Annotated in this window: 20 protein-coding genes, 1 tRNA gene and 2 pseudogenes; 11 read left to right on the forward strand and 12 right to left on the reverse strand. The window is 70.3% G+C overall.

Features of this window, described 5'->3' with window-relative positions:
* The first annotated feature begins 70 nt into the window (after positions 1 to 70).
* Positions 71 to 805 (forward strand): Tellurium resistance, encoded by a 735-nt coding sequence (locus tag ACFYT4_RS01205; protein WP_389264005.1) that lies wholly within the window; start codon positions 71 to 73, stop codon positions 803 to 805.
* A 245-nt stretch (positions 806 to 1,050) separates the two neighbouring features.
* Here the strand turns inward: ACFYT4_RS01205 and ACFYT4_RS01210 are convergent, their stop codons facing one another.
* Entirely contained in the window at positions 1,051 to 1,806 is a 756-nt protein-coding gene (locus ACFYT4_RS01210) for a TerD family protein (protein ID WP_389264007.1), read from the reverse strand.
* Positions 1,807 to 1,985: 179 nt separating this feature from the next.
* Between ACFYT4_RS01210 and ACFYT4_RS01215 the strand changes: the two genes are divergently transcribed.
* The 3 genes from ACFYT4_RS01215 to ACFYT4_RS01225 all read left to right on the forward strand — a co-directional run bounded on the left by ACFYT4_RS01215 (position 1,986) and on the right by ACFYT4_RS01225 (position 6,834).
* Positions 1,986 to 3,152 (forward strand): HpcH/HpaI aldolase/citrate lyase family protein, encoded by a 1,167-nt coding sequence (locus tag ACFYT4_RS01215; protein ID WP_389264009.1) that lies wholly within the window; start codon positions 1,986 to 1,988, stop codon positions 3,150 to 3,152.
* Positions 3,153 to 3,232: 80 nt separating this feature from the next.
* Positions 3,233 to 6,031: a phosphoribosyltransferase gene (locus tag ACFYT4_RS01220; protein WP_389264011.1), complete on the forward strand. Its 2,799-nt coding sequence runs from the start codon at positions 3,233 to 3,235 to the stop codon at positions 6,029 to 6,031.
* Positions 6,028 to 6,834 carry an HAD family hydrolase gene (locus ACFYT4_RS01225; RefSeq protein WP_389264013.1) on the forward strand — a complete coding sequence of 269 codons (807 nt, stop codon included), beginning with the start codon at positions 6,028 to 6,030 and terminating at the stop codon, positions 6,832 to 6,834. Before ACFYT4_RS01220 ends, ACFYT4_RS01225 begins: the two co-directional genes overlap by 4 nt.
* A gap of 260 nt (positions 6,835 to 7,094) precedes the next feature.
* Here ACFYT4_RS01225 and ACFYT4_RS01230 read toward each other — a convergent pair whose 3' ends face one another.
* Positions 7,095 to 7,751 carry a DedA family protein gene (locus ACFYT4_RS01230; protein WP_389264015.1) on the reverse strand — a complete coding sequence of 219 codons (657 nt, stop codon included), beginning with the start codon at positions 7,749 to 7,751 and terminating at the stop codon, positions 7,095 to 7,097.
* Positions 7,752 to 7,945: 194 nt separating this feature from the next.
* On the opposite strand from ACFYT4_RS01230, the gene ACFYT4_RS01235 reads away from it, so the two are divergent.
* Positions 7,946 to 9,085 (forward strand): sensor histidine kinase, encoded by a 1,140-nt coding sequence (locus ACFYT4_RS01235; RefSeq protein WP_389264252.1) that lies wholly within the window; start codon positions 7,946 to 7,948, stop codon positions 9,083 to 9,085.
* Positions 9,076 to 9,720, forward strand: coding sequence for a response regulator (locus tag ACFYT4_RS01240; RefSeq protein WP_389264017.1), 645 nt, complete (start codon positions 9,076 to 9,078; stop codon positions 9,718 to 9,720). Before ACFYT4_RS01235 ends, ACFYT4_RS01240 begins: the two co-directional genes overlap by 10 nt.
* A 70-nt stretch (positions 9,721 to 9,790) precedes the next feature.
* Here ACFYT4_RS01240 and ACFYT4_RS01245 read toward each other — a convergent pair whose 3' ends face one another.
* The 4 genes from ACFYT4_RS01245 to ACFYT4_RS01260 form a co-directional block, all read right to left on the reverse strand.
* Positions 9,791 to 10,006, reverse strand: coding sequence for a zinc ribbon domain-containing protein (locus ACFYT4_RS01245; RefSeq protein ID WP_389264019.1), 216 nt, complete (start codon positions 10,004 to 10,006; stop codon positions 9,791 to 9,793).
* A 9-nt stretch (positions 10,007 to 10,015) separates the two neighbouring features.
* Entirely contained in the window at positions 10,016 to 10,708 is a 693-nt protein-coding gene (locus ACFYT4_RS01250; RefSeq protein ID WP_389264021.1) for a DUF4383 domain-containing protein, read from the reverse strand.
* 239 nt (positions 10,709 to 10,947) lie between these two features.
* Entirely contained in the window at positions 10,948 to 12,315 is a 1,368-nt protein-coding gene (locus ACFYT4_RS01255) for a hypothetical protein (protein WP_389264023.1), read from the reverse strand.
* A 166-nt stretch (positions 12,316 to 12,481) separates the two neighbouring features.
* The gene (locus ACFYT4_RS01260) at positions 12,482 to 13,198 is read right to left on the reverse strand and encodes a DUF4097 family beta strand repeat-containing protein (RefSeq protein ID WP_389264025.1); all 717 of its coding nucleotides are present in this window, start codon (positions 13,196 to 13,198) and stop codon (positions 12,482 to 12,484) included.
* 311 nt (positions 13,199 to 13,509) lie between these two features.
* Between ACFYT4_RS01260 and ACFYT4_RS01265 the strand changes: the two genes are divergently transcribed.
* Positions 13,510 to 13,584: transfer RNA gene (locus ACFYT4_RS01265), tRNA-Val, on the forward strand.
* Between the two features lie 68 nt (positions 13,585 to 13,652).
* Here the strand turns inward: ACFYT4_RS01265 and ACFYT4_RS01270 are convergent.
* From ACFYT4_RS01270 to ACFYT4_RS01295, 6 genes and pseudogenes are all read right to left on the reverse strand, one after another.
* Positions 13,653 to 14,805: pseudogene (locus tag ACFYT4_RS01270) on the reverse strand (tyrosine-type recombinase/integrase).
* On the reverse strand, positions 14,805 to 14,996 hold the full coding sequence (locus ACFYT4_RS01275) for a helix-turn-helix domain-containing protein (RefSeq protein WP_389264027.1): 192 nt from the start codon (positions 14,994 to 14,996) through the stop codon (positions 14,805 to 14,807). Before ACFYT4_RS01275 ends, ACFYT4_RS01270 begins: the two are co-directional and overlap by 1 nt.
* Positions 14,986 to 16,328: pseudogene (locus ACFYT4_RS01280) on the reverse strand (replication initiator). Before ACFYT4_RS01280 ends, ACFYT4_RS01275 begins: the two are co-directional and overlap by 11 nt.
* A complete protein-coding gene (locus tag ACFYT4_RS01285; RefSeq protein WP_389264029.1) occupies positions 16,325 to 16,897 on the reverse strand; it encodes a hypothetical protein in 573 nt (190 codons plus the stop codon). Before ACFYT4_RS01285 ends, ACFYT4_RS01280 begins: the two are co-directional and overlap by 4 nt.
* Complete coding sequence (locus ACFYT4_RS01290) at positions 16,891 to 18,162, reverse strand: FtsK/SpoIIIE domain-containing protein (protein ID WP_389264031.1); 1,272 nt, start codon at positions 18,160 to 18,162, stop codon at positions 16,891 to 16,893. Before ACFYT4_RS01290 ends, ACFYT4_RS01285 begins: the two co-directional genes overlap by 7 nt.
* A gap of 103 nt (positions 18,163 to 18,265) precedes the next feature.
* Complete coding sequence (locus tag ACFYT4_RS01295) at positions 18,266 to 18,607, reverse strand: hypothetical protein (protein ID WP_389264033.1); 342 nt, start codon at positions 18,605 to 18,607, stop codon at positions 18,266 to 18,268.
* Positions 18,608 to 18,808: 201 nt separating this feature from the next.
* On the opposite strand from ACFYT4_RS01295, the gene ACFYT4_RS01300 reads away from it, so the two are divergent.
* The 4 genes from ACFYT4_RS01300 to ACFYT4_RS01315 all read left to right on the forward strand — a co-directional run bounded on the left by ACFYT4_RS01300 (position 18,809) and on the right by ACFYT4_RS01315 (position 21,459).
* The gene (locus ACFYT4_RS01300; protein ID WP_389264035.1) at positions 18,809 to 19,549 is read left to right on the forward strand and encodes a GntR family transcriptional regulator; all 741 of its coding nucleotides are present in this window, start codon (positions 18,809 to 18,811) and stop codon (positions 19,547 to 19,549) included.
* Positions 19,550 to 20,067: 518 nt separating this feature from the next.
* Positions 20,068 to 20,493 carry a type II toxin-antitoxin system RelE/ParE family toxin gene (locus tag ACFYT4_RS01305; RefSeq protein WP_389264037.1) on the forward strand — a complete coding sequence of 142 codons (426 nt, stop codon included), beginning with the start codon at positions 20,068 to 20,070 and terminating at the stop codon, positions 20,491 to 20,493.
* Positions 20,490 to 20,975, forward strand: coding sequence for a helix-turn-helix domain-containing protein (locus ACFYT4_RS01310; protein ID WP_389264039.1), 486 nt, complete (start codon positions 20,490 to 20,492; stop codon positions 20,973 to 20,975). Before ACFYT4_RS01305 ends, ACFYT4_RS01310 begins: the two co-directional genes overlap by 4 nt.
* Position 20,976: 1 nt before the next feature.
* Positions 20,977 to 21,459 (forward strand): hypothetical protein, encoded by a 483-nt coding sequence (locus ACFYT4_RS01315; protein ID WP_389264041.1) that lies wholly within the window; start codon positions 20,977 to 20,979, stop codon positions 21,457 to 21,459.
* Positions 21,460 to 21,521 lie beyond the last annotated feature (62 nt).

Raw genomic sequence — 21,521 nt, forward strand, 5'->3', positions numbered from 1 at the left:
TCGGCGCCGCCCCGCGCGTGCGGGGAGAGCGGGGTGACGGAACCATCGACACCACTGGGGGTGGCACGGCATGGCCTTCTGGGACGGTCTCCTGCGGGGCAGGTCCGCTCAGTTCGACACCGGCAGCGCCGCGACGAACTCGATATCCCTGACCAAACGGCACCCGACGGTCTCCCTCACCAAGCAGGGCGCCGCCACCGGTCATCTCCGGGTCAATCTCTCCTGGCGGATGCGCACCTCCGACATCGAGGGCCGGTCCCGGCAGAGCGGTCTGCTGCGGCACCCCTTCAAGCTGTTCCAGCCCGATGTCGTCCAGGCCCACACCCAGGGCATGGTCAACGTCGACCTCGACCTCGGCTGCCTCTACGAGCTGACGGACGGCGCCAAGGGTGTGGTGCAGCCGCTCGGCGGCTTCTTCGGTTCGACCAATGAGCCCCCGTACGTCAGGCTCAGCGGCGACGACCGCTTCGGCTCCGGCTCCGGCGAGACGGTCTACGTCAATCTCGATCACCACGCCGAGATCAAGCGGATGCTGTTCTTCGTCTACATCTACGACCAGACACCCGCGTTCGACCGTACGCACGCGCTGGTGACCCTGTTCCCGAGCAGCGGCCCCCGGGTGGAGATCGAGCTGGACGAGCGCGCCCCGCAGGCGCGCTCCTGCGCGGTGTTCACCATGGAGAACGTCAAGGGCGAGCTGACCGTCCGCCGCGAGGTGAAGTTCGTGTACGGCTTCCAGGCGGAGCTCGACCGGCTGTACGGATGGGGCCTCCAGTGGGGCCGCGGTTACAAGAGCAAGCTGTAGGAGCGCTGGGCGGGCGATCGGGCACGGTCAGGGGCCCGGGTACCCACCGGGGCCCGGTGGGCGGTGCCGCCCCGGACGGGCACCCGGGACCGGATGCCGGGTCGGCCCGGCCCCGGGCCCCGGGACGCACCGCCGGTCCGGGCAGGGACCCGTGCCCGCGTCACCGCTCCGGGACTCCTCGGCCCGGGCACCCGGGCCCACACCCGGCCTCGGGCACACACCCGCCCCCGGGGCCGGCGCCCGGCTCAGGGGCGTACGAACTGCGGCCCCATCGGCGGCAGCCGGAAGTCCGGGTCGGGGACGAAGGCGGCCGCGGGCTGCGGATACCCGTACCCGGACCGGACCGGGGGAGAGGACGGCTGGGGGTAGCCGTACGCGGGGGCGTCCGGCGACTGCGGATAGCCGTACGCGGGGGGCCGCGCCGGGGGCTCGGGAGCCGCCGCCGGCTCGGTCTCGTCGACCGAGATCCCGAATGCCGTGGCCAGCCCGACCAGCCCGGTCGGATAGCCCTGCGCCACCGCGCGGAACTTCCAGCCCTCCCCGCGCCGGTACAGCTCGCCGCAGATGATCGCCGTCTCCTCGCCCGTCTCGGGCTTCACATCGAAGACCGCGAGCGGCTCGCTCTCCGCCAGAGCCGCGTCGTAGAGCAGTATCCGCAGATCGCGTACATGCTGGAAGGTGTCGCCGTCGGACGAGGCGGCGAGCACGACCTGGTCGACGGAGGCGTCGAGCGCGGAGAGATCCGCCTCGACGGTGTCCGTCAGATGCTCCGCGACGCGCTTCTTCGGCAGCCGCCGCACCAGCCCGGAGGGATGGCGCGGCTGGTTGTAGAAGACGAAGTCCTCGTCGGAGCGCACCCGGGCGTCGGTACCCAGCAGCAGGGCCGACGCGTCCACATCGGGGACGCCCGCACCCGGCGTCCAGCGCAGTACGGCCCGTACGGCCGCGGCCTCCAGCGGGACGTTCGAGCCTTTCACCATCGCGTGCGTCATGCCCGTCATCCTGCCCCTTCGGAGGCCGCCCGGACAACGGGGGGCACTTGTTCTCGGGACGAGACACATGCATGGTGCAATCGAGTCACCGTGAGTTCATCACCGTGGGGAACCCTTGGCATACGTTCGTACGTACTATTACCGGCCACGTCAGTCGGGCTGGCCCACCACACAGCACGGGGGAGTTTATGCGTCATTTCGGGCAACTTTCGCCTGCTGTCCGCGAACGTCTGTTCCATCAGGAGCCGTGCGAGTTCACCGCCGCCTCCTCCGCGCGGGTGCTCGCGGCAGCACTGGGTGCCACGCTCTACAGCCCCGCCACCCGCCCGAAACTGGCCGACGACGTCCTGAAGCAGGTCGGCCGCGGAGTCGTCTCCATGGTGCTCTGCCTGGAGGATTCCATCGACGACGCCGATGTGCCCGCGGCCGAGGACAATCTGATCCGCCAGTTCGCCGATCTCGACACCCGGGGCCGGGAGCTGCCCATGCTCTTCATCCGGGTCCGTGAACCGGGGCAGATCCCGGACCTCGCGGAGCGGCTCGGCGACTCCGTCCAGAGACTGACCGGATTTGTACTCCCCAAGTTCACGGAGGAGCGTGGCGTCCCCTTCCTGGAAGCGCTTACGGCGGCGGAGGCCGCGACCGGACAGCGGCTCTTCGCGATGCCCGTCCTGGAGTCCCCCGAGCTGCTCCATCTGGAGACCCGCGTCCAGACCCTCAGCGGAATCTGCAACACCGTCGACAAGTACCGCGACCGGGTCCTCGCGCTGAGGCTCGGCGTCACCGACTTCTGCTCGGCGTACGGGCTGCGCCGGAGCCCGGACATGACGGCGTACGACGTCCAGCTCATCGCCGCCGTGATCGCCGACGTGGTCAACGTCCTCGGCCGCGCGGACGGCACCGGCTTCACCGTCACCGGCCCGGTCTGGGAGTACTTCCGCCTCCAGGAGCGCATGTTCAAGCCCCAGCTGCGCCGGAGCCCGTTCATGGAGGTCCGCGCCGAGGAACTGCGCACCAACCTCATCGAGCACGACCTCGACGGTCTGCTCCGCGAGATCGAGCTGGACCGGGCCAACGGGCTGACGGGCAAGACCTGCATCCACCCCTCGCATGTGCTGCCCGTGCACGCGCTGTCCGTGGTCAGTCACGAGGAGTTCAGCGACGCGCAGGACATCCTGAGCCCCGGGCGCGACGGCGGCGGGGTCATGCGCTCCTCGTACACGAACAAGATGAACGAGGTGAAGCCGCACCGGGCCTGGGCCGAGCGGACCCTGCTGCGTGCGGAGGTCTTCGGCGTGGCCAGGGAGGAGATCGGTTTCGTGGAGCTGCTCACGGCGGGGCTCTCCGGCGAGTGAGTGCCGGGGCGGACGCCCCGGGAACCGGGACCCGCGCCCCGCGGTCCCATGGAGAAACACGGAGAAGGGAAGACACACCTGTGACGGTCTGGTCGGGAACATGGGTCACCGAGCGGCTGGGCGTCGGTCTCGACGGGGACGAGCGGCTGCGCTCCCTGCTCGGCCTCGCCCTGCGCCGCAATCCCCGCCGGGCCCATCTGCTCGTGTCGAACGTGCTGGGCAAGCACGTCCCCCAGTCACCCGCGGTGGTGTACGGGGCGGGGCACGGCCTCGGCGCCCGCGTCCGCGCGCTCCTGGGTGACGGGGAAGCGGCCCGCGCCGTCGTCGTCGGGTACGCGGAGACCGCGACCGGCCTCGGCCACGCGGTCGCCGACGGGGTGTCCCTCGCGCCCTACCTCCACTCCACCCGCCGCCCCGTGGAGGGCGTGCCCCGCGCGGGCGGCTTCGAGGAGTCCCACTCCCACGCCACCTCGCACCTCCTGCTCCCGGAGAACCCGGATCTGCTGGCCGGGCCGGGCCCGCTGATCCTCGTGGACGACGAGTTCTCCACCGGGAACACCGTCCTGAACACGATCCGCGACCTCCACGAGCGCTACCCCCGGGACCGCTATGTGATCGTCGCCCTGGTCGACATGCGCTCCCCCGGGGACCGCGGCCGCCTCGACTCCTTCGCCGCCGAGATCGGCGCGCGCGTGGACCTGATCGCCCTGGCCTCGGGGACGCTCCGCCTCCCCGACGACGTCCTCGCGAAGGGCCGGGAGCTCGTCGCCGAGCACGAGCCGTCCGCGCAGGCGCCCGTACCCGGGGCCGGCGCGGGCCCGGCCGGCCCCCTCGCCGGGGACGCGACCGCCGGCCTCCGGTCGATGGCCGCCGCCGCGGATGAGGGGGGCCGTGAGCCCCACCCGGACTCCGGGGTGCTCCCGGACTCCGTCTCCCACCCGGACTCCGGGCCCCTCGCGGACCCGGGCCCCGTCCCGGCCGGCCGGGACACCCGCGACCGGAGCACCCGCGCCCCGGCCGCGACCGGCACCGGTGCCGTACCGGCGACCGGCCGGGCGGGTACACCGGCCGGGCGGCCCGGCCGCGCGCAGGCGCACCGGGTCGAGCTGGAATGGCCGGCCGGCGTGCCCGACGGCGGGCGCCACGGCTTCCTGCCGGGGCACCGGCAGCGGCTGGAGGACGCGCTGCCCGCCATGGCCCGGCGCCTCGCCGACGCCGTCGGCCCGGAGGCCGGTCGCGTGCTCGTCCTCGGGTTCGAGGAGCTGATGTACGCGCCCCTGCGCCTCGGCACCGCCCTGGAGCAGCTTCTCGACGCCGATGTGCGGTACTCGACGACCACCCGTTCGCCCGTCCTCGCCGTCGACGACCCCGGCTACGCCATCCGCACCCGGATCGCCTTCCCCGCCCACGACGACCCGGCCGACGGCCCCGGCGAGCGCTACGCCTACAACGTCGCCGGCGCCGGGTTCGACGCCGTCGTCGCCGTCGTCGACTCCGTCGCCGACACCCCCGGCCTGTACGCCCCCGGCGGCCTGCTGGACCGGCTCGCGGCCCACACCCCCCGCCTGGTGCTCGCGGTCGTGCCCAGCCACGTCCCGCACGTCGCGCCCGCCCCGGGCCCCGCATCCGCACCGCACGTCGCATCCGCACCGCACGTCGCGCCCGTACCGCACGTCGCGCCCGTACCGCCCGTACTGCCCGTCGCGCCCGTACCGGAAAAGGTCCCCATGCTGCCCGAGCCCCTGCGCGGCCCCGCGTTCTCCTCGTATGCCCCCGAGGAGGTCGGCTGGCTGCTCCAGGATCTGTCGGACGTCGAGCTGGAGGCCCCCACGGAGGAGCGCGAGGAGGCGATCCAGAGCGGCGGCGCGCACTACGCGGAGTCGCTGCCGGTGGAGTACCAGCCGAGCGACGAGTACCAGGCGCTGTTCCGGCGCGCGCTCGGCGAGTCCGCCGGCCGGATCGCCCGCGCCGTCGGCGTCGTCACCGAGACCGTCCTCGCCGAGCGGTCGCCGCGCCCGGTCCTGGTGTCGCTGGCCCGCGCCGGCACCCCCGTCGGCGTGCTGATGCGCCGCTGGGCCCGCGACCGGCACGGCCTGGACCTGCCCCACTACGCCGTGTCCATCGTCCGCGGCCGGGGCATCGACGCGAATGCCCTGCGCTGGCTCCAGCGGCACCACGACCCGGCCGACGTGGTGTTCGTCGACGGCTGGACCGGCAAGGGCGCGATCACCCGCGAGCTGGCAGCCGCCCTCGACGCCTGCGCGGATCTGAGCGGATTCGACCCCTCGATCGCCGTGCTCGCCGACCCCGGGGGCTGCGTCGCCACCTACGGCACCCGTGAGGACTTCCTCATCCCCTCCGCGTGCCTCAACTCCACGGTCTCCGGGCTGATATCGCGCACGGTCCTGCGCGCCGACCTCGTCGGTCCGCACGACTACCACGGCGCGAAGTTCTACCGCGAACTCGCCGGCTCCGACGTGTCGAACGACTTCCTCGACACCGTCGCCGCCCGCTTCGGCGAGGTCGCCACCGCCGTGGACGCCGAGGTCAAGGAGCTGCTCGCGACGGATCGCGCGCCCACCTGGGAGGGCTGGGCCGCCGTCGAACGGATCAGTCAGGAGTACGGCATCCACGATGTGAACCTGGTCAAACCGGGCGTCGGCGAAACCACCCGCGTACTGCTGCGCCGCGTCCCCTGGAAGATCCTCGCCCGCGCCGGCGCCGGAGCGGATCTGGACCATGTGCGGCTGCTGGCCGGACAGCGCGGGGTTCCCGTCGAGGAGGTCGGCGAGCTGCCGTACAGCTGTGTCGGGCTGATCCACCCCCGCTACACCCGGGGCGCGACCGGCGTCGACGGCAAGGCGGTGACCGCGCCGTGAGTACGCCCGCCGCGCTGGTCGCCAGCGACCTCGACCGTACGCTCATCTACTCCGCCGGGGCCCTCGGGCTGACCGTCCCCGACGCGCAGGCCCCCCGGCTGCTCTGTGTCGAGGTCTACCAGGGCAAGCCCCTGTCGTACGTCACCGAGACCGCGGCCGGGCTGCTGCCGCGGCTGGCCGCGGAGACCGTGTTCGTACCGACGACCACCCGCACCCGTGAGCAGTACGGGCGCATCCGCCTGCCCGGACCGGTACCCCGGTACGCGGTCTGCGCCAACGGCGGGCACATCCTCGTCGACGGCGTCTCCGACCCCGACTGGCAGCGCCGGGTCGCCGCCCGCGTGGCCGGCGAGTGCGCCTCCCTCGACGAGGTCCGCGCGCATCTTCTCGCCGTCGCCGATCCCGCGTGGCTCCTCAAGGAGCGAGTCGCCGAGGACCTCTTCGCGTATCTGGTCGTCGAACGGGCGCTGATGCCCGAGGGCTGGGTCAAGGAACTCGCCGCCTGGGCCGAGGGCCGTGGCTGGGGCGTCTCCCTCCAGGGCCGCAAGGTGTACGCCGTACCGAAGCCGCTCACCAAGAGCGCGGCGGTCCGAGAGATCGCCCGGCGCACGGGCCCGGCCCGGATCCTCGCGGCGGGCGACTCGCTGCTCGACGCCGATCTGCTGCTGGCGGCGGACCGTGCCTGGCGCCCCTCCCACGGCGAACTGGCGGACACCGGCTGGACCGCGCCGCACGTGGACGTGGTGGAGGAGAGCGGCGTGGCGGCGGGGGAGGAGATCCTCCGCCGCTTCCTGGAGCGCTAGCGGGCCCGGGGCCGGGGCCGGGGCCCGGGCCCGCCCGGATGGCGCGGTGGTCCGCTCGGGCCCCGTGTGTACGGCGCGGTGGTCCGCCCGGCCCGGGCACGGGGCGGACCCGGGTCCGGTAGGCCCGGCGGCGCGCGGCGGCTTCCGTTGGCCCCGGGACGTCCCGGCGGTTCGGCGACCGGGGCCCGCGACCTGCCGACGGCTCGGCGGCTTCGACCGGCCGGTGCTCCCGGCGCCCCGGCGGCCCGCGCCCCGGGGGCTCAGCGCCTGTGCGACCCCGTGCCCGCCTTCCGCAGCCGTACGGCCACGAACCCCAGCACCGCGAGCAGCGCCGCCACCAGCACCGCCTTCGAGTAGGTCGAGACATACCCGGACACGGACTCCCAGTTCTCCCCGAGTGCGTACCCGGCGAGCACGAACACCGTGTTCCAGATCGCGCTGCCCAGCGTGGTGAGCGTCAGAAACAGCGGCAGCGGCATGCGCTCGACACCCGCCGGCACGGAGATCAGCGAGCGGAAGACGGGGATCATCCGCCCGAAGAACACCGCCTTCGGGCCGTGCCTCGCGAACCACGCCTCCGTGCGCTCGATGTCCGAGACCTTCAGCAGCGGCACCTTCGCGGCGATCGCGACCGTACGGTCCCGGCCGAGCAGCGCTCCCACCCCGTACAGCGCGAGCGCGCCGACCACCGAACCGATCGTCGTCCACACCAGCGCCGCGAGGAGACTCATCTGCCCCGTGCTCGACGCGAAGCCCGCCAGCGGCAGGATCACCTCACTGGGCAGCGGCGGGAAGAGGTTCTCCAGGGCGATGGCGATGCCCGCGCCGGGAGCGCCGAGGGTGTCCATCAGGCTGTTGATCCAGCCAGGAGCGGTGCTCTCGACCTGCGCCGCGCTGATCACGATCATCGGTTCCATACGTCCACGCTAGGTAATCACGCCTGAAGGGAAACTGAAGCCCACCTCCTACAAGGGTGCGGTCCACCGCAGTGTGCCGCCCGCCCCGACCGGCTAGCGTGCCGGACATGCGGGCGGAGACGGTGGAGACGGCGGAACCGGTGGCTTCGGTGAAGCGGGTGGATCCGGTCGAGCCGGTGGACGCGCGCGGTTCGCTGAAGACGGCCGCGGTGCGCGGGGCGTGGTACGCGGCGGGGCTGGCCGTCGGGGCCCTCACCGCCGTCGCCGAGCTGATCCTCGCCCTGCTCGCGGGCCCCGTACTCCTCTGTGTCCTGGCCTGGCCGCGCGGACGGCGCGCGGTGCTGCGCCGACTGGCGGCGCTCGCGGTCCGGGTCACGGACGCCGAGCTGCTCCGGCTGGACCGCTTCTTCCGGATGCGGCCCCCCGTCTCGTACGCACCCTCACGCGCCGCCCGCTATGCCGCCGCCCGAGTGCCGCTGGGCCTGCTCGGCGGGATGGTCCTGGGCTGTCTGCTCACCGGTCTGACCTGGCTGCTGTTCGCCCTCTTCGGCTGGTTCCTGGTGCCGATCGACTATCCCCTTGAGGTCGCCGGAACCGGACTCCTCGGTGCCTTTGTCATCGTTCTCGCAGCTCAGGGAGTGCACGGTACGACCCTGCTGGAAGGCCGGGTGGCACGTCACTTCCTCGGCCCGAGCCACCAGGACGTACTGGAGCGGCGCATCGCCGAGCTGGCCGCCACCCGCTCCGAGGTGCTGGACGCGGTCGACGACGAGCGCCGCCGGATCGAACGTGATCTCCACGACGGCGTACAGCAGAGCCTGGTCGCCCTCGGGATGCTGCTCGGCCGCGCCCGCCGCAGCCGCGACCCCGAGCGCACCGATCAGCTGCTCCTCCAGGCCCACGAGGAGAGCCGCCGCGCCCTGAACGAGCTGCGCGAGGTGGCCTGGCGCGTCTACCCGACCGTGCTCGACGAGGCCGGTCTGCACGCCGCCCTGGAGACGGTCGCCGAACGCACCACGCTCCCCGTCCGCCTGGAGTACCACGTCGAGCCGCCGGCCGGGCGGCAGGTGGAGACCGTGGCGTACTTCGTCGTCACCGAGGCGGTCACGAATGTGGTGAAGCACGCCGGAGCCACCCGGATCGGGGTGACACTGCGCCGCGACGGTACGACCCTGCACGTGAGCGTCGTGGACGACGGCCCGGGCGGCGCCGACCCCGCCGGCGGCGGACTCACCGGGCTGGCGAGCAGAGTCGCCGCGCTCGACGGCCGGTTCGGGGTGCACAGCCCGGTCGGCGGACCCACGACGATCACCGCGGAGCTGCCGTGCGCGTAATCCTGGCCGAGGACTCGACCCTGTTGCGGGAGGGGCTCGTACGCCTCCTCGTGGAGGAGGGCCATGAGGTCCTGGCGGCCGTCGGCGACGGCGAGAGCCTGCTGGCGGCGGTCGCGGAGCGGCGGCCGGACGTGGTGGTCGCCGATGTCCGGATGCCCCCGACCCACACCGACGAGGGGCTCCGCGCCGCCCTGGAGATCCGCCGCCGCTGGCCGGGCGTGGGGGTGCTGGTCCTGTCCCAGTACGTGGAGAAGCGGTACGCCACCGAGCTGCTGACCGGCGAGTCGGAGGGCGTGGGCTATCTCCTCAAGGACCGGGTGGTCCAGGTCGACGAGTTCCTCGACGCGCTGGAGCGGGTCGGGGAGGGGCGGGCCGCCTTCGACCCGGAGGTCGTACGCCAGCTCCTCGCCCGCAGCTCCCGTGCGCACCCGCTCGCCGGGCTGACCCCACGCGAGCGGGACGTCCTCGCGGAGATGGCCCAGGGCCATGCGAACGGAGTGATCGCGGCACGGCTCCACATCTCGCAGAGCGCGGTCGAGAAGCACATCAACGCGATCTTCGACAAGCTGACGCTGACCAGGACGGCGGGCTACTCACGGCGGGTGGTCGCGGTGCTGCGGTATCTGGGCTCCTGAGCTTCCGACACCGCCGGACCCCGGGCCCGCCGCGCCCGGTCGGCACGGTGGCGGCCCGGGGGTCGCCGGTTCAGCCGCAGCAGCCGCCACCGCAGCAGCCTCCGCCTCCGCCCCCGCCGCCGGGGGAGGGCTGGGCGCTCGTACCGCCGACGGCGACGGCGGAGAGCAGCTTCACGGTGTCGTCATGGCCGGCCGGGCAGTCCGCGGGGTCGGACGACCGGGCCATGGGCCGGTCCACCTCGAAGGTGTCGTCGCAGGTGCGGCAGCGGTACTCGTATCGGGGCATGGGCCAAGGCTACGGGCTCCCCTGCGGTTCACGCTGCTGCCCCTGCCCCTGCCCCTGCCCCTGGTCCTGCCCCTGGTCCTGGTCCTGCCCCTGAGCCTGTGCCTGCCCCTGGTCCTGTGCCTGCCCCTGGTCCTGTGTCCGCTGCTCCCGTGCCTGCTCCTGCAGCTCCCGTCGCCGCTGGTCCTCCAGCTGTGCCTCCTCGGGATGGCGGGCCCTCCAGTACGGGTTGTCGTGGGGGAGCGTCGAACTGACTCTCCCGTACATCCCGAAGAACATCAGCAGCAGGCCCACGACAAAGCTGAAGAGGACGTTCTCGATGTGGAAGGCCAGCGGGTTGAAGCTGGTGTCCAGCAGGGCGAGGTTGATGAAACCGCTGCCGACGAAGGCGATGCCGAGCACCATGTTCAGCGTCGAGGCGAAGTTGCCGCCGATGACCATCCCGGCGAGGAGCAGCGCACCGACGCAGACGGACAGCACGCTCAGCGCGCCATTGGTGTTGAGGCCGATGACCGTGTTGCCCTGGGTGCTGAAGAAGCCGATCTTGTTGATCAGTCCCAGGATGCCGAAGACGATCAGGAACACGCCCATGAGCCCGGCGCCGACGCGGTAGAGACGGCTGAGGCGGTGATCGACGGGGAGATGCTCGTTCAGCTTGATCTGCTTCTTGCGGGAGCTCTTGTGGGGCAGTACGTGTGCGGCCATGTCCGGCCTCCTCGGGTACGTACGCGTACTCCCAGCATCCGCCCGACGCGCTCCCCGTACAAATCAGGTCGGGCCGGTCCCGACGGGGTCGCCGTACGGGTGTCCGCCGGGTTCGCGGGGGTGCTCGGACGCCCGGCGGTCCGGCCACCGGGGGTCAGCCCCGGGTCTTCGCCGACGGCCCTCGCCGGGGGTCTTCCGTGGGGATCGGGCCGGACCGGCCCGGAGGGGGGGGTGCGGCGTCAGGGGGCGCCGCCGCCGCGCTCCTCCCTGATCTGCTCGACGACACGGGCGGCGGTGCGGCGGACGGCCTCGGTCTCGGTCAGGAAGTGCCAGTAGTCGGGGTGCCGGCCCTCAAGGGCGGTGACCGCGCGGCCCAGCCGGGCGACCGCGTCGTCCAGTGGCCGGGCGTGACGCGGGTCGGGGGTGTTGCGCCCGGCCATGGCGAGCCGCTGTGCGTCCCGTACGGCGAACCGGGTGCGCTCGATCTCCTGCTGCGGGTCCTTGGCGACCGCGTTCAGCCGCTGCAGTCGGTCCCCGGCGGCGGACACGGCCTCGTCGGTGCTGTTCAGCAGGGCGCGCACGGTGCCGAGAAGCGCGGTCGCGTCCGCCCAGCGCTGCTCGTCGCGGGCCGCGCCCGCTTCCTTCAGCTTCTCCTCGGCCTGCCGCACACCGAGGGCCGCCTGCTCCGGCACGGGCTGGAGATCCTGCCAGCAGGCGGCGGAGAAACGGCGGCGCAGCTCGCTCAGCACGGGCTCGACCGATCCGGCACGGGTGGTGAGGGCCTGCGCCCGGGTACGGAGGGAGACCAGGCGCTTGTCGATCTCGGCGGCGCGCTCGGGGAGCCGCTCGGCCTCCGCCCGTACCGCTTCGGCGTCACGCAGAACATGGTCGGCGCGGTGAAGCGTCCCGGTGACGCCGTGCTGCCCGGCGCCCTGGTTGAGCTTGGTCAGCTCGGGGGCGAGGGCGGCGAGGCGGGCGGCCAGATCGTCCGCTCTCATTCCGGAGGCGCGCACCGAATCGAGAGCATTGCTCGCGGCGAGGAGCGCCGCTCTCGCGCGCTCGACGGCGGGTGCCAGCCGGGCGAGCTGCGTCTCGGCCTTGTCGAGCAGCGGCCCGAGGCCCTCCCCGAACCGGTCCAGGTCCGCCTTCACCCGTACCAGCTCGTCCTTGGCCCGGTTCAGCTCGCCGCGCGCCTGGGAGGCGACCGACGCCTCCAGGTCGTCCCGGTCGAGATCATGCGTGTCGACGGCCGTGATGTACCGCTGACTGGCCTCGTCGATCCGCCGCCCGAGCGCCGCGAACCCCTCCACGGCCCGGCGCGCCTCGGGCGAGCTGTCCACGGCCGTGATCGTCTCGATGGAGATCCGCAGATCGCGCTGCGCGGTGTCCAGCTCGTAGAACGCGGCGGCGGCGGCGTCCTTCGCGGCCTGGGCCTCGGCCCGCTGCCCCTCTCCGCGCCCCCCGAACCAGCGCCGCGTCCCCCCTCCGGCGAACGTCCCCGGCAGCACGGCCACCAGCAGCGGCACGGGCAGCAGCACCAGTGTGAGGACATTCCGGACGGCACTCGCTTTCGCGCTTGCGTGCGGCCGCGTGTGTGTCGCCGTCACATCCCTCTCCCGTGCTGCGTCGCCGTACCCGGTTCATTCTCCCACCAGGTATCGACGAACACACGGGTCGGATGGTTCGCGCTTCACCGATCTTCCTGCCGAAGACGGCACAAAGGGTCCGCGGCCCACGCGGGGCGGCGGCCCCGTGCGCCGCCTGTGCCGTCGTCTATTCCGCGTTACGGATGTCCACATCGCCGTTGTCGCTGCGGGCCGTCACCACACGCGTGCTGGCCTTGTCGTCGGGCACCTCCACCTTGGCCGACCCGTTGTCCGCCGCCGCGGTGACCGCGTACGTCTTCGCGCGCGGCAGCCCGATGGTGATGTCCCCGTTGTCGTTGAAGGTCTCGATCCGGTCGGCCGCGGTCCCCGCCTTCAGCGCGATCCGGATGTCCCCGTTGTCCGCCCTCGCCTTCACGGTCCCGGCGGTTACGCCATCGGTGACGAGATCGCCGTTGTCGGTCGCCAGATCGAGCGGCCCGCCCGTCCCCCGTACCGTCACGTTCCCGTTGTCGGCGCGGATCTTCACCGGCGTCCCGAATCCGGAAGCTGTGACATCCCCGTGCCCGCTGTCCACCGTGACCCGGACACCCCGGGGCACCTTCACGACGTGCCGCCCCTCGCACTCACTGGCGACGGCGTCGCAGGTGACCCGCAGCTTGAGCGTCCCCCCTTCCAGCCGCCACGACTTCTCGGGCCCACTCCCGAGCACCACCCAGCCGTCCACCTGCCGGGTCACCTCCACGGCCTTCACATCCGCGGGAACGATCTCCAGCGCGGAGTTGTCCGAGTCGATGTGCAGGCTCTTCGCGTCCAGCGCGAACGACTTCCGCTCCTCGGGGGCCGCCTGCGCATCCGCGCTCCCACACCCGGCCAGCGCGAACACCAGCGCACCCCCACCCCCGAGCCCGGCGACGACACGACCCGTCCGCCCCCGAACTTGCCGCCCGCCTCCGAAGCGCCTACGTGCGGGAAGCGTGCCTGCGGAACGGGTGCTGACCATGGTGTTCGTTCCCCCTGTCGGTTCTGCCGATGTGCCCTCACGGTAACGAGCCCCCCGCCCCGCCTTCGATCCTGCCGGCCACCGTCTCCGAGGTGGGGATATCCCCCGTAGACCTGCCGCTACCACGCCCTGCGGGGCCACCTACTGGTTTGCGGGCGGGGGTCATCCGCCATGTAGGCTGTGCTCTCATCCACGGGTGCGTAGCTCAGGGGTAGAGCGCTGCTCTTACAAAGCAGATGTCGGCGGTTCGAAACCGTCCGCGCCCACCAGCGCAAAGGCCCCGGACCGATCATGGTCCGGGGCCTTTGACATCCACATCTGACATCAACGGCCCTGATCATCCACGGCCGGGACGCCTCCTGAGCCGCCGGTCCATATGGCTGACGGCTTCACGCTGGGTGTCCTGCACGACGTTCGTGTAGACGTTCATCGTGACCGCGATCTGGCTGTGCCTGAGGATCTCCATCACGACGCGGGGAGCGACGCCGGCGGCGGTCAGCAGGGTTGCCGTTCCGTGCCGGGCGTCGTGCAGCCGGATGACCCGGAGTTCGGCGTCCTTGGCCACCCGGGTGAAAGACCGGTACAGGTTCCGAGGCTCGATCGGCCGACCGGTGCGCGTGGTGAAGACATAGCCGGTCTCCTGCCACTGCTCCCCGGCGTGCTTCCGCTGGGCCGCCTGCCGAAGTCGCTGCCAGCGCAGGGGCGCTACGCAGATCGCGGGCAGGGGCAGCGTCTGCTTCCGTCGGCGCCCCTTCGGATCGTCCTCGTAGATCTCCCCACGCACGCGCTGACGCTGGGTACGTACGCGGATCTCCCGCCTGTCGAGGTCCACGTTCTCCCAGCGCAGGCCGACGATCTCACCGCGCCGGAACCCCAGGGCGATCGCGAGCACGAACGCCGCGTAGAGCGGGTCCTTCCGCGCGGCTGTCAGGAAGTCGAGCGTTTCGTCCAGCGACCACGGCATGAGGTCGCGCGCTCCAACTGAAGGCGTTTCCACGAGAGTTGCCACATTGCGCGTGATCAACTCTTCACGGCAGGCAGCCGTGAGAGCTGTCCGCAGTACCCGATGCGATTCCTTGGCTGTGGCGGCGGAGGTCTTGTTCTCCAACCGGGCCAGGAAGCGCCGTACGTCGGCCACGCTCAGCGATTCCAGCCGCTTAGTCCCGAGCATCGGCACCAGGTAGAGCCGGATGTGTGTCTCGTACTTGGCGTAGGTGGTCCGCTTGCGTCGCGGCTTGATGATGTTGTCCAGCCAGTACGGCAGCCATTCGGAGAGCTTGTCCGAGCGGGTGGGCACGGGGATGCCCTGGTCCGCCTTATCGAGGAGTGCGCGGCGTTTGGTGTCGGTCCTGCCAGGTCTTGCCGTAGGCGAACTTGCGGGCGCGGGTGCCGTCCGGCTGGAGGACGTAGACGGCGGCTTGGTAGCGGCCGTCCTTGCGCTTGGTGATCGTGCCCGCGCCGCTGGGGTTGCGCTTGCGTTGGGTTGCCATCAGGACGCCTCCTTGATCTGCCGTGCGATGAAGTCGCGCAGAGCGTTCACGGGTACCCGTCGGGCGCGGCCGACCGAGATGGAGGCCAGGCGCCGTGAGCGCATGAGGTCGTAGACCGTGGACCGGCCGAGTCGGAGCCGGGCCATCACTTCGGGAACGGTGAGGAGTTCGGCCGATCCGTCACGCGTCATGCCGTCCTCCGCCCTCGTGGTTCGGGGGTGCGATGAGGGCGGCTTCGGGGGTGTAGCCGCGTCCGGCGTAGTGCCAGTGGCCGATGGTGACCGTGGGGCGGTCGTCGAGGCCGAGGGCTTCGCGTTGGCGTTGGGCGCGGTGTTCGGTGCGGGCGTTGCGGAGGGCGGTCAGGGTGGTGGAGTAGCGGCGGGATTTGGTGGAGAAGTGGCCGCGGTAGCCGAGCATGTGTGCCCAGCGGCGGAGTTGGAGGGGCGCGAAGGGCTGGAGTGCGCCGAGCCACCAGCAGGTACCGATCATGCGGAGGGCATGGGCCCTTACAGGCAGCAGGGCGAGATCCCTGCCGGAGTGGATCCGGCCGTCGACCGCCCCGGCTGCTTCGGCTCCCTTCGTGGCGTACTTGGCGATGTATCCGGCGACCGCGCTGGAGGCGTTGACGGGCCGTACGTCAACCTGTGTACCGAAGCGAAGCACGCGGGGGCCGATGACGTCTGAGCCGGGGGCGGGCGCCGTACGTGACCGGCCGCCGCCTCTACGCTCTCCGCCAGGAGATCCGCTATGGCCCAGGCCGGCGGAACGGTGTTCGGGCCGTGCGGGCCGTCGAGGCGGATGACCGAGTGGAAGTGGACCAGGCCGCGCCGCTGGTACTCGGCGACCTTGGCGTACGACAGCCGGGCCGCGCCGCCGAAGTCCGTACGGGAGATGCCTGCCCGCCGGGCGAGGTCGCGGCGGAGTTCGATGGTGAAGCGGTGCCAGAGCCGTCCGGCGTTGGACTGCCAGAGGACGGCTCCGGCGTAGTCGTAGCAGTGGGGGCAGAGCGGCTCGCCGAGGCGGGGATCGTTGGGTTCGTGCCTCGTGTGGCATCCCGCCGGGCGACCGTGGGGGCAGCGGTCGCCTGCTGAAGGGGGACGGCAGGGGTGCACCCGGCCGTTGCGTTCACGGCGTGCGTGGACCGGGCCGAAGCCGGGTGCGGTCAGGGTGGCGAACACCTGCGGGTGCCTGGCAACCGCTTCCGTGACGCCCTTGCCGCCGACGAGTCCGGCCCTGATCAGTTGGTACGTGTCGGCCCGGTAGACGTGCGCGCAGGCCGGGCAGACCGCCGAGCGCCGGTTGCCGCAGGTGACCAGCAGCCGACCGCCGTAGGTTCCGGAGGAGTACGTGAAGAGCGCCTGGCCGGTGGCCGTGTCGAACACGGCCGCCTCGCCGACGAGATGGACCGGGTTGGTGCAGCCCCCGAGGGAGGCGACGTTCCGCCGCCAGGCGTCGAACTCGGGTGTGGTCGCGCGCTCGACGAGAGCGGCCAGGCCCTGGGGAAGGTGTACGGGATCGGTCATCGCGGACCCCCGAACGCCTGCCCCATGACGGCGGCGATCGCCTGCGGACGTGTCTTGGCGCTGAAGCGGAGCGTCGGATCGGTCAGCCAGAGCGCGGCAGCGTGCGCCGGGCAGAGACGCTGTTCGGTGCCGTCGAGTCCGACGAGGACGACCTGTTCCCGGCCGTCGCACATCGGGCGTTCTCCGTCGCGCAACTCGCACATGAGCGGGCGCGGGTGCTTCCTGGTGGACAATGGGTGTCGACTCCTTTCACTGCATACGTGGCGGATGGAGTGGGTTCCTGACGGGGTCGGGTTTGGCGACTTCGCGCCCCGTCGGGAGCCCGTTGTGATGTCAGGGGGCATGGCCCCTTTCCCTTCCTTCGGGCGGGTGGGCCAGAAGCGGAGCTGGGCCAGGAGGCCGCTCACGGTGTCGATGACGGTCTGGACGACGGGTGCGGCCGAGGTCTTCGCGAGCAGGAAGCCGAAGAGACCGGAGATCAGCACGTCGGGCAGCCGTAGGTAGCGGATGCGGAGCAGGAACCAGATCAGCAGACCGAGCAGGAGCACGGCCGACATGGTGATCAGCACGGCGTTTCCTCCGTGCCGGATTCGCGGTCGATGCGTTCGATACGGACGGTCGGGCCGTCGGGTGCTCCGCCCATGGCGTCGACCAGTTCCGGAAGGAACGGGGTCAGGTGCGCGTACTGTGCGGCGACGGCTTCCGCGTCCTCTTCCGGGACGAGGAAGGACCGGGCCCGTTCCCAGCCGTCGCCGGAGGCGAGGACCGCCGTACCGGCCTGTTCGGGTGTGATCGCCTGAGCGGCTTTGAGCGCGTCCGGGTTCAGGTCCTCGAGCGCCATCTCCGCCGTACCCGGATCGGATACTCGGTGACAGACGCGACCGGCGAGCTGGGCCCGCAGGGCTGTCACTCCGGGTCCCATGTCGGAGCCGACGCGCTGCCCGGCGACGACGAGGAAGACCCCGAGGGCCGCGCCGAGTTGGGCGAGGCGGATGAGGGCGGTCGCTGCCGAGTGCGCTTCGTCCTTCTCGCTGCGGTTTGCGATGAGGAAGAGTTCGGCGATCTCGTCGACGATCACGACCACCGGGACGGGCCGTGTGTCATCCGGGAGGCCCCAGACGTTCCGGACGTGCGCGGCGCGGCAAACCGCCATGCGGTCGAGGGTGAGGTCCACGAGCGCCGACAGGAGCTTGACCGCCTGCGCCCGGTTGGTCGCCAGCGCGGAGAGCCGAGGGCCGTAGAGCGAGAGTTCCATCCCGCCCTTGCAGTCGATGCCGACCAGGGCGACGGGTTGCGGAGAAAGGCCGGCCACCAGGGCGTTCACGAGCGTCGACTTCCCGGACCGGGTGGCGCCGACGATCAGCCGGTGCGGTACGCGCCGCAGGTCGACGACCCACTGAGCGCCCGTCTCCAGCACCCCCACGGCGACGCTCAGCAGCCTCCCGCCACTGGATCGTTCGGGTATTCGGGGTGCTTGCAGCGGGTCCGTGGCGGATGCCGCGATCCTTACGACACCGGGCTTCCACACGGTCACGCGGACCGCGTGCATCTCCCAGGCGTGCGCCATGGCAGGGGCCGCCTTGACGAAGTTCTCGGGCGTCTGCCCCGGCAGCAGCCGCACCAGCATCCAGAAGCCCACATTGGTCGGCCGGATGAACCCGTGGCGGGGGACGTGCGGTTGAGGCGGGGGCGCCCCCTTGCCCACGAGCCCGGAGACCACGATCAGCGCGGCTTTACGGCTCACGGCCAGGCCGCACCCGGCCATGAGCGCCCGCCAGGTCCGTACGACCCGAAGGCAGGCGACCGGGTAGCCGAACACCAGCCACCAGGCCACCGGGTCGCTCCGGCGCAGAGCAGTACTGCTGTTGCCGCTAAGCCGACCAGGAGGACCCAGGTCGGCCACGCCGGACCGGCGTCGTGTCCCGCAGCCAGGAAGGTCACTGTCCGGCCCCCTTCGCGGCCGGTGCGGAAAGGGGCTTGATCTCCTCGGCCCGGAAGGCGATCCCGTGCCGCCCGTCGTTCTCCCACGGCACGGCCACGAGGTTGCGGACCTGCACCGGCATCCCGAGCTGCACACCGGACGGCTCGCCCGGCACGTTCACGTTGACGACCTCGGCCGTCGTCCCGCTCATGAGGCAGAGACCGACCTGAAAGACGGTCTTGCCGGTCTCGCGGTCGATCTTGAGCTGTCCGGTCTCGCGGTTGGCGACACGCGGGGACGGCGCCACCGTGCAGATGATCCCAGTGAACCTCGCCGTGTCGATCGGAAGGGTTGCCACTTGTCGTATCTCCTCTGCTGTCGCACCCGAAGGTCGCTCCTTCGGGTTGCTTGACCACCCGTAATACGGGTTGAGTGCCCAAGAGTGCATCCCGTAGTACGGGTGTCAAGCGACAGGTAATGAGCGAGGCTGTCCAAGAAGTTGGGCACCCTGCCCAACCGGACGCACACCCGAGCAGCCACCACGGCACGGAGGGCCCGAATGCCGCCGAAGAAGACCCAGCCGAAGTACCGCCAGATCGCCGACTACCTGCGCGAAGGCATCCTCAACGGCACCTTCCCGGCAGGCCAGCCGCTCCCCTCGGAAGAAGCCCTCGCCAAGCAGTTCCGGGTGACCCGCCCCACCGTGCGCCAGGGAATCACCGAACTACGGGCATCCGGACTCGTCGAAGCGATCATGGGCCGGGGCACCTTCGTCCGCTCACCCCACCACCGCCCGACCCTCACCCGCCGACGCGGAGTACGCCGCACCAGCGAGGGCACATACGCCGAGGCCGACGGCATCCGCTGGACCGACGCGGAGAACGCCACGGTCACCCGCACGGACGCCCCACTCGCCCTCGCAGACCTCCTGCGCATCCCCCCGGGCGAGCCCATGTACACGTACGCCACCTTGCAGACCGCCGACCAAGGCCGACTCCGCCAACTCCACAGGACCTACGTCCCGTTCTCGGTCCTCGTGGGCACGGCGTACAAGGACAAGCCCCTGCCCGCAGCACCCGAGCTGTACCAGGCACTCGCCGACATGGGCCACGAACTCCACTTCACCGAACACGTCCGCCCCCGAATGCCACTCCCCGACCAGGCACACACCCTACGACTCGGAGAAGGCGTCCCCCTGCTCCACATCCTCCGGGTCACGACCAATCAGGACGGCAGGCCACTCGTGCTGGAGGAGTTCCACCTTCCCGGAGAGGACCTAGAGGTCTCCTACCCACTGTGAGGCGCGATGGGCACGGAGGGCGCTCCTGATCTGATGGGCTGTCATGCTTCCTGGACGGTTCAAACCTTCTTCACATCATCAAGGCCCGCGCACGGCGCGGGCGCGCCGCCTCCGCGGCGCGACCTGCCTCCTGTCTCCGCCCCGGCTGGCCGCGCCCGGCGGCGCGCTCGCGGCTCCGGGCATGAAGTGAGGAGACACCCTCTGTGGCTGGGGCGGTCGGCTCCACGGCTTTAGGCAGCCACTTTGGGGCGAGCCTCTAAGATCATGGCCCCAACATCGTGCTTCAACGGGCAGGTCCACAGACTGCCCGACTCGCCGGAAGCTTACGGGGCCATGATCACTCGCCCCAAAGCAGCTCCAGCCCAAAGCCGCTCCGCCGCCTGCGCTCTAGCGCTGGTCAACGGAGCAGAGTCGCAAGCAACAAATCGGTGCGATCCGTTCTGAATCGGAGTCACCACAGGCATGGCTGGGATAGCATCCCGCTCATTCGTGTCGCAGCGTTTGGGGAGGGCGGTACAGTGGAAACTGTACAGCGAACGACGTGCACCGATTGCAGCAGGATCAGCTACGAGCGCGGGACGGCGCTCATGATCGAAGCTGCACGGACAACGGAAGAAAGGTTCGAAGCAGACGAGTTCATCGCCGAATTAGAGAGAAATCATAAACGGCGAGGAAATCTCCAAAGGCTTGCGGATATTGCAATACGCCTGGAGGAGTTTGCAGAGAGGGGAACTCTTCGAGTACCTCTTCAGTTGAATCGCCTCCGTGACGACCTATACGAGGTTAAGGCCGGAGACGTGAGACTGCCATTCTTTTATTGCACTCACTTCACTGGCAAGACGGTGCGCTTGACTCACGGCTTTCTGAAGAAGTCACAGAAGACGCCTAGGAAGCACATCGACAAAGCACTCTGGGTGATGAGAGAGGATGGTGCATCGCAATGAAGAACTTGTATGAGCGACTCGCCGCAACAGACGAGGGCGCCCGAGCCCTTGCTGCCGCGCGACTGCGATACGAGGCTCTGGCTACCATCCACGAAAGCCTCGAAGAGTCCGGAGTCACACAGACGGAGCTTGCTCGTAGGCTCGGAATTCGCAAGTCCGCCGTCAACCAAGTCGTGCACGGAGACGGCAACATGCGCGTTTCCACGCTGGCCGATTATTTGCACGCTTTGGGCTTTGAAATCAGTCTTAACAGAGTCAAGGCGGGCACGGCACGGAAGCAAGTCGTAGCTAACCGACCTCACATTGAGTGCGACGATGAGGGCGAAAACCAGCTCGTGTCCTGGACTGAGGCCAAGGAACTGAGGGTTACGCGAAAAGTGGACCTGGATCTACCGGCGTGGGAAACGGAGTCCGATGATACCTTCGTTTGGGACAGCATTGATGACTCCGTAGTCGAATACCGCATGGTACAGGTGCAGTGAAATGCCAGAGTCTACTCGAGACCCAGAGGCCACAGCTGAATGGCTGCAGGGCAATGCGCACCTATGCCAGGTTTCCACTAAACGCCTGAGTGCCGAAAAGATACGTCCAGGTCGAGCAGTCAAGTGGGATTTCTCCCTCAAAAAGTCTCTCGGCTTCAGCAAGGATCATATCCACATCATCCTGTCCTGCAAAGCCACAGCCGAGGATAAATCAGAAAATCCCCTTGGTGCAATTGAAGCTGAAGTGGTCGGGAATTATAAGATCGGTGAAGACCATCCGGACATACCGCCATCCGGCGCCATTACTTTCGGCGAAGAGGTCGGAATTCGGGATGTTTTCCCCTATCTAAGGCAAGCCCTTGATTTGATGGCGATGCAGGTTGGACTGGGACGAGTAAAACTCGATCCCCCGCAGCCTTCGAACGCTGTCGATCGAACGGATTCATCCCAGTCAAGCGACAGCGCGCCTGCTGCGGGCGAGTAACGTCACTGTCTCAGCAGGGTCACTCATGGCATACGAGCAGGATCGAGCTCCTAGGAGCTAAC

The organism is Streptomyces sp. NPDC004609, from assembly GCF_042873655.1.
GTDB lineage: Bacteria > Actinomycetota > Actinomycetes > Streptomycetales > Streptomycetaceae > Streptomyces.